The organism is Sphingobium sp. L-44, assembly GCF_056859495.1.
Window position 1 is genome coordinate 1 of sequence record NZ_JBSXOQ010000061.1, and the last position, 7,111, is coordinate 7,111.

At 56.1% G+C, this 7,111-nt stretch carries 5 protein-coding genes and 1 pseudogene; 5 read left to right on the plus strand and 1 reads right to left on the minus strand.

The window, feature by feature from the left end:
- The 5 genes from AC13EK_RS06395 to AC13EK_RS06415 form a co-directional block, all read left to right on the plus strand.
- A partial coding sequence (locus AC13EK_RS06395) for a hypothetical protein (protein WP_483022088.1) occupies window positions 1-604 on the plus strand: 604 nt, incomplete at its 5' end.
- A complete protein-coding gene (locus AC13EK_RS06400; RefSeq protein WP_125989808.1) occupies window positions 601-1,197 on the plus strand; it encodes a hypothetical protein in 597 nt (198 codons plus the stop codon). The genes AC13EK_RS06395 and AC13EK_RS06400, both read left to right, overlap by 4 nt.
- Complete coding sequence (locus AC13EK_RS06405) at window positions 1,146-1,760, plus strand: hypothetical protein (protein ID WP_234792446.1); 615 nt, start codon at window positions 1,146-1,148, stop codon at window positions 1,758-1,760. Before AC13EK_RS06400 ends, AC13EK_RS06405 begins: the two co-directional genes overlap by 52 nt.
- Window positions 1,761-2,087: 327 nt before the next feature.
- Entirely contained in the window at window positions 2,088-3,743 is a 1,656-nt protein-coding gene (locus AC13EK_RS06410) for a hypothetical protein (protein WP_069337926.1), read from the plus strand.
- A 134-nt stretch (window positions 3,744-3,877) separates the two neighbouring features.
- Window positions 3,878-6,541: a UvrD-helicase domain-containing protein gene (locus AC13EK_RS06415; RefSeq protein WP_483022089.1), complete on the plus strand. Its 2,664-nt coding sequence runs from the start codon at window positions 3,878-3,880 to the stop codon at window positions 6,539-6,541.
- Between the two features lie 446 nt (window positions 6,542-6,987).
- Here the strand turns inward: AC13EK_RS06415 and AC13EK_RS06420 are convergent.
- Window positions 6,988-7,111, minus strand: a pseudogene (locus AC13EK_RS06420) (IS5/IS1182 family transposase); the annotation flags it as partial.

The following is a 7,111-nucleotide window of genomic DNA, read 5'->3' on the forward strand; positions in this document are numbered from 1 at the left end:
TGAGCAAAAATGGAATGAAAAAGGGGCAAGGCGCGGCACCGCTCGGCTGCCGCGCGCCCTCAACGCGAAAGTCTTACAAATGCAGAATAATGTTACACCGCGCTCCTTCGGGAGCGCGAACGGCTTGCCGTGGATCAAAGCCGCGACCTATCGCGGCATCATGATGCTGGCGGCGGATATTGGCGGGCCGATCGACTTCAGCCCGGAGCAGCGCTTCCCGGGCGCGCGGCATGGCGTGCTACTGGAAGGCGCCAATCTCCTGATCGTCGGGACCCGGACCGGTCCGAACATTGGGCTGTATGACGTTAGCGCAGTCGCCCGGCAGTATGGCATGGACCTGCTGCTCGCGCGCTTCTCTGGTCCAGTCGCGAAATACGACATTTACCGCTGCAAAGACGATCAGTGGTTTACCGGCTATCAGCGCGCATGGTTTGAGGACCGCTACTGGTTCTGCCCGCCCGATGAAGTCGATCAGCCATTCATCCTGGCACACCGGCGCGGCCTGCAATTCTCCACCCATGCGCCTTGCCCCGATGCCCGGTGCTTTGAAGCCGGTCTCTCGCTGGCGGCGCAGACGAGCACGCAGTGGCAGGAGGCGGCATGAGCAAAGCCAAATCGAAGCCTGCCACGGCCGATCAGCCAGAGATGCTGTCCTGCTTCACGCTGGATCCTGCCGATGACGGCAGCTTCAAATATATCCGCTACTTCTACAAACAGGATGTACATCGTGCCGGAATAACCGACATGGTTATGGCGAAGCTGACGCCTGCCGGGCACAAGGCATCGCGTCATGATTTGCTGCTGCCTGACGCAGCCAGCGGTGAATATATGGACCTCAGCTATCTGCTGCAGCGCTACGATGCGATGCTGCCCGGGGCTGAGCGGACCGGATACGCCCAATTCACCCTGACACTGCCATCAGATCAGCCACCGCATGTGGGATGGGAGCAGGTGCGGGCATGGGTGCGAAGCTACTTTGTCCGTCAGGAGCAGTTGGCCGCACTGATGGTACTCCATCTGCCCTATTTGGCGGGTTCATCAAATGCCGCTCACATCCATATCCTGCTCCCGGCACGCCGGCTGTCGATGAATGGGTTTACCGGCCAGGCACGCGACGTCTGTTCGGATAGTGGCTGCCATGATGCATGGAACGCCTGGATCAGCTTTCAGAAAAAGGGCGGCTCATGCGTAAAGTGACGATGATCGATCCGCCCCATGGCTGGCGCTATGGCTTTCCCAAGCCCCTCACTCTTGGTGAGGGGCAGAGCTTGCAGGATTGGTTGATCGAAAATGGATACCCCCAGGCCGAGATCAACGTCTTCGGGATCGTCCATCTGCCTTGCCGATACTGGATGCGGGAAATTGAAGAGCCGCCGCCCTATGAGTTGAATGCGCACGACATAGGCGAGCGGAGAAAACTCATCCTGGCCCGTCGTCATGTCGCCGCGCTTCGGGCCAATCCGGACCTCATCATTCAGGCGCAGGCGGAGAATGACCGGCAGCTGGCAAGCCATCGTGCGACCATTGGAAACAGGGCATGGCGCTTTCTATTGAGGCGATCCATCGATGAGATCATCGCCTATATGCTTCAGAAGTCCCCGACCGGGAGAACTCTACGTTCAACCAGTCCATTCTCGATGATCCTGCCTCCCGAGCCGGAAGCAGAACGGCGTAGGATGTGGCGGGCGGCCAAGGCTGAATTGCTCTCCGATTATCCGAGCGGAGGAGCGGGGGAGGGGGGGGATTTTCAGTGCCGATAGCCGTCTGGTTGCGGCACATCATTGGCATAATGCAAGATATCGTCGACTTGAGCATAATGTCGACACGTGCTGGCCGACTTTGGTAGGCCGTGGTAGGTGGCAGCTAGGACTTTCCGGCCATTCCAGGCGCCCTCCTTCCCTAGGCAGCTTGCGGATTAATCTGCCATTGTGACCTTAATCAAAAAACGATCGCGTCGAAATAATAGTCGCATTTAATCTGCAGGCTCCGGCCGAATAATTCGCAAATGCCGACAATATCTTGACCTTTGGCAGTTCCTGATGGACATCAGGTCGATCCATTTTTAAACGAGGATTGGTGTAGCCTGCATGGATACCACAGCGAACGTCACCGATATTCCGGTCATCTACAAGATTTTAGGTATGAGCAGTGATGAGCAATTGGCACCTTTGGTCGACACACTAACGCAGACGCCTCTCAGCATACTTAAGATTTGCCGGGCCTATGAACGGCATGCTCCGGATCACAGTCGGTATACCGATCAGATCGGCGATGAGGTGTACCGTCTTGGTCAAAAGGCACTGAATGTTACGGATGGTAGCCGTCCTTCGTATCAACGGATGATCGGCGCGTTATGCAAACAGCTGGGATTGCCTGCGCAGGATGGCGATCTGGCCGGCAACGAGACGACTTTACTCAACCTCTTTACGTCGCAACGGCTCTCATCAATCGCGGCGGACAAGCAGCAGGCGGCCGTGAACGAGGCTCGCCAAGCAGTTGCTGAGGGGGCCAGGAGCTTTTTCGGCGCCGCAGAGTGGCCTGCTCTGGCTGCTTCCCTAATGCAAATTGCGTTCCTGCGCGGGACGTATAATGAATTTGCGCGCGCAAGTAAGGGAGGCAAGGAGGCCAGTTCGACGCCACCACCTGATGGTCATTCCGATGCTTTGGTCATCAGTAACGATAGCGGAACCCCTATTCTAACGCTTGCTCAGATCAGCTTTTCGGACTCGGACGATGGGTGGCGCAAGGTCAGCAAGGATGATACCGGGATCAGCCGGTTAAATTCCGTTTTGCAAGCTGTCCCCGGCGTGGCCACGGCCGTTGAGGTTGGGACAAGCAACTACATGAACGTGATTGTCCCAGCTGGAACCGAATTGGTTGAGAGCGTTAAGCATGGTGGCCTAATCGGCACGCTCCGCAAAATTGGCACAAGCGAATTCGCCGGAGCCGCTAAACTCGATATCGGGAAGCTTTCGGCGCTGGCGGCTTCCGGCGCTGCTCTCAATATTGCATCGGCCATGCTGGCGCAAAAGCATCTCGCCGACATTAGCGAGAACCTCTCGGACATTAAGGAGGCCGTCGAAGATGTCGCTGCGTTTCAAAAGAACGAGCGTCGATCAGTCCTGACAGGATCGATCTGCTATTATGAGCAGATTGCTGGGTCCGTGCTGTCCGGAGAGCTCTCGGATGAGGTGGTCCACGTCATCGAAATGCACGAGACCAAGCTGCTGGAGGTGCAAAACCATCTTGCCATCGACATTCGCAGTCAAACCGAAGCCCTGAAGATCTTGAAAGACGAAGAGTGGGTCCGGCAAGGTAAGTACATTAAGGCGCTGGATGAGCAGCAGGCAGCGCTCGATAAGCTCTATCATGAAATGCTTTTGTGTTTGCGCGCGCGCGCCTTTGGCTGGCAGCTCCTCTCTGTCTTCCCTGGCCGAGAAAAGCGTAAAGAAGATCGGCTTCAGGATATTAGGGCCTCTGTATTAGCCTTGCTGCCGCAGGGCGAGGTAGCCATTGCGCTGGATCAGCTCCTCCGCGAGAAAATCAAAACCGTCACTAGCGCGGCTGATCGTTCCCAAATTCTGCGGAACGAAAATGCTCTGATGAACCGCATCTCGGCTCAAAGCGCGATGATTTTCGATAGCCTTGAAACAATCGGCATGGATATCTCCACTCACGATCGCCCGCTCTCGATGGATCTGAAAATTCAAGATGGGATTATCATAGCAACGCGAATGCGTTGAACTGCTAACAGCCCAGCATTCAAACTCGAGCGTATCGAATCCACCATCCTCTGACGTGACGCCCCATGTTCGCTCGATCGAAGACGTATCGCCCTAGTCTGTGGCTCCGGTTGTTTCTTGCCGACTACTGGACGTTGACGCTGATCCGTTCCCAGCCTCAAGACGTGAAGCTGGGAAGCGGAAAACTGGCATCCATCGACATTACTGCAATCTCGGTGACGAGAGCATTGCTCTGGCATGCCGTCGAAATCCGCACACGGGATAGTGTCACCAATCTCACAGGCCTTTCCGGCAACGCAGCCCGCCAACTGCGCGACGACCTGCACAGCTTCGTGAACTTACATCTCGCTGCTCTCATCGATAAAGGCAAAGGCCAACTCATGGTGGTCGACCAGGCCATCACCGCGATCGTCGAGGGCAAGCGGCAATATCTCGCGCAGTCAGACATTAGTCGCGCGATCGCAGAAGTGCCCGGCAGCGCGTCCCTGGCGCTGTCCCACCCACTCTTTCATGCCGCCCTAATGCCTGCCGCATTACGAACGCACCTGCCAACATCTTTTAGGATGTTGACCGATGCTGAGGAACGCCAGCGCTACAACGAAGCATTCGTTGAACACGAAATGCGCGAATTCAGCTCTTTCTTCGACCAGCTTGAGGGCCTATCCCTTTCCGACGAACAGCGGGAAGCCTGCATTCGGCTCGAGGACAGCAATCTTCTCGTGGCATGCGCTGGGTCCGGCAAGTCTGCGACGATGGTCAGCAAAGTGAGTTACGTCCTCGAGAAAGGACTTCATGCCCCGTCCGAAATCCTGGTGCTGGCCTTCAACAAAAACGCGGCCGACCAGCTGAAAGATCGGATCGCGCGACAGCTCGGCGTTGAAGCGGACGAGCTGGAATGCCGGATCACAACATTCCACGCGCTCGGCCTTGGGATCATCAAGGAGGCTGAAGGGCGACCACCCCAGCTCGCCAACTGGGTGGATAACGCCCATGGGGAGGCCCGCTTCATCGATGGGATCATCGATGCATTGATGAAATCGAACGAGGAGTTCCGCACGCTCTGGCCGGATATGCTTCTCCTGTATCCCAAGGCTGATATCCCGCCCTCCCAGTTCGACTCGGCTGAAGAATATCGGCGACATATGGCCGATAATAGCGGCAAGCGGCCGGAGAGCATTCTCAGCCAGTCCGGGATCTATGTGAAGTCCCTACAAGAGCTGAAGATAGCCAACTGGCTGTGGCAGCACTCAGTCGAATTCAAATACGAACGGCGGACGAAGGTCCAGGACGAGGATGGCGGCATCCGCCACGTCGATCCAGATTTCTATTACCCAGCCACCGACACGATCCACGAGCACTTCGCCATCGATGCTGACGGGACTTCGCCCTTCAGGGATTACGTCAAGCATGCCAAGCTGAAGCGGGCCGGCTATGCTAGAATTGGCGCCGATTTCTTCGAGACAACATCTGCTCAGTCCGCCGATGGCTCGCTGCTCGACCAACTCAGGAGCGAGCTGGAAAAGCGTGAGATTGAGCTGACTCCGAAATCACCCGAGGAGATCATGAAGACGATCCCCTCCGTCGTGATGACACGCTACCGCAAGATTATCGGGGTCTGCATCAAGCACATCCGTGCCAGCAGCCTCACGTTGGAAATGTTGCAGGAAAAGGCGAAGACGCTGCACGACAAGAATCGCGCCACCCGTTTCGCGAAGGTCATCTGGCTCATCACCCAAGCCTATTCGCAGAAGCTGGAGCAGGATGAGCGGATCGATTTCGACTCCATGTTTGGCGATGCGACTAAGCTAGTGGAAGCCGGCCGCTATCGTAGTCCCTATTCCCTGATCCTCGTCGACGAATTCCAGGACATCTCTGATTCTCGGGCTAAGCTCATCAAGGCTCTCAAGCATCAGAGGGCGTTCACGAAGATGTTCGCGGTCGGGGATGACTGGCAGTCAATCTACCGTTTTACCGGGTCTGATATAACTATCTTCACCGAATTCGATGCTAACTTCGGCGCATCCTGGCAGGGCCGATTGCAGCGCACATATCGCTGCAACCAGACGCTAGCCGAAGCCGCGGCCCGTTTCATCCAGAAAAATCCCGCACAGATGTCGAAGCAGGTCACTTCATCACGGCCGGCCGTTCGGCGTTCTATCAGGGCGATCCCCGTGAAAGTAGAATGGGGCAAGCCACGCATGGGCGATGCCTGCTTCAAGATCCTTGAAAGGTTGGATCGTTTCCTCAGCGGCATTCAGTCGCAGTGGCGCGAGAGCGATGAGCACCGCCTAAAGGTGCTTGTCCTGTGGCGATACAACATGCTGGACCCGTTCCATGCCGGCTCGCCAATGTATGACTGCATCGAGGTTTCGGGCCTGTCTTTCCATCGGTCGAAAGGATTGGAGGCCGACTACACGATCCTGATGGATGTCAGCGAAGGTGACTACGGCGTACCCAGCAGGATCGAGGATGACGAACTCCTCAATCTGGTGATCCCACGGCCGGAGGAATTCGAGTACGCGGAGGAACGGCGGCTTTTCTATGTCGCGTTAACGCGGGCCAGCCGCGGGACGTTTCTGCTCTACAACAGCAGTAGGCCATCCCGCTACATCTCAGAACTTTGCGCCGTCGCCGGTGATGATGTCCGGTTCGAAACAGTCGACGGTGTACGGCTGATGCAGTGTCCTGCATGTGTAACCGGGCGATTAATCGAACGGCAAACGGAAGGTGGGATCAGCATAATTGGCTGCAGCTCTCATCCACGATGTTCGTATGTTCGCCGGCCATCCGGCGTCTAATTGCGCGAGGGAATCTCGGTCCCGCTTTTGAGGCAACAAGCGCAGCGCTTTGGGGATCTCGATGTCGCGCTTTTCGCTCAATTGAAAAAAAACTTCGATGACACGAGTAAGGAGACGTCATCAATCCTACACTCCTCAGAATAACCCCTAGATTTTTTAATGCGTTAGGCCTTAGGAATATTTCATGAGCAATTGTAGCGGTCTGAGCATCTGGGTAGGCGATCTTGATTGTTACATCAACATCGACGCTATCTGTGCGGAGAATGAGCGTGAAGCTGAGGAGGCTGCGCTTGAACTTGAGCTCGACGAAATTGGCGAAATCAGGTTGCTGGCGGGCAAATCTACGTCGGCGAGATATCTGAATTGCAATGATATTACACCATCCGATTGGCGATATGCCGTACATCAGGCTGGAATGCTAATCGGCTCAGAGTCCGTTTGGAAAATCAGGGATGAGCGTTTCGGCGTAGTAGGTTTCCACCCATGGCGACGAGGATCATCGCCTGTGAGACGTCGATGCGCTTTTCGTAGTCGCGGACCAGACGGCGCCATCGGGTCATCCATCCGAAG

What these genes read in the sequence shown, in the direction of transcription:
- AC13EK_RS06410 (WP_069337926.1), top strand. Translation starts at nt 2,088, where the DNA reads ATGGATACCACAGCGAACGTCACCGATATTCCGGTCATCTACAAGATT.
- AC13EK_RS06400 (WP_125989808.1), top strand. Translation starts at nt 601, where the DNA reads ATGAGCAAAGCCAAATCGAAGCCTGCCACGGCCGATCAGCCAGAGATG.
- AC13EK_RS06405 (WP_234792446.1), top strand. Translation starts at nt 1,146, where the DNA reads ATGGAACGCCTGGATCAGCTTTCAGAAAAAGGGCGGCTCATGCGTAAA.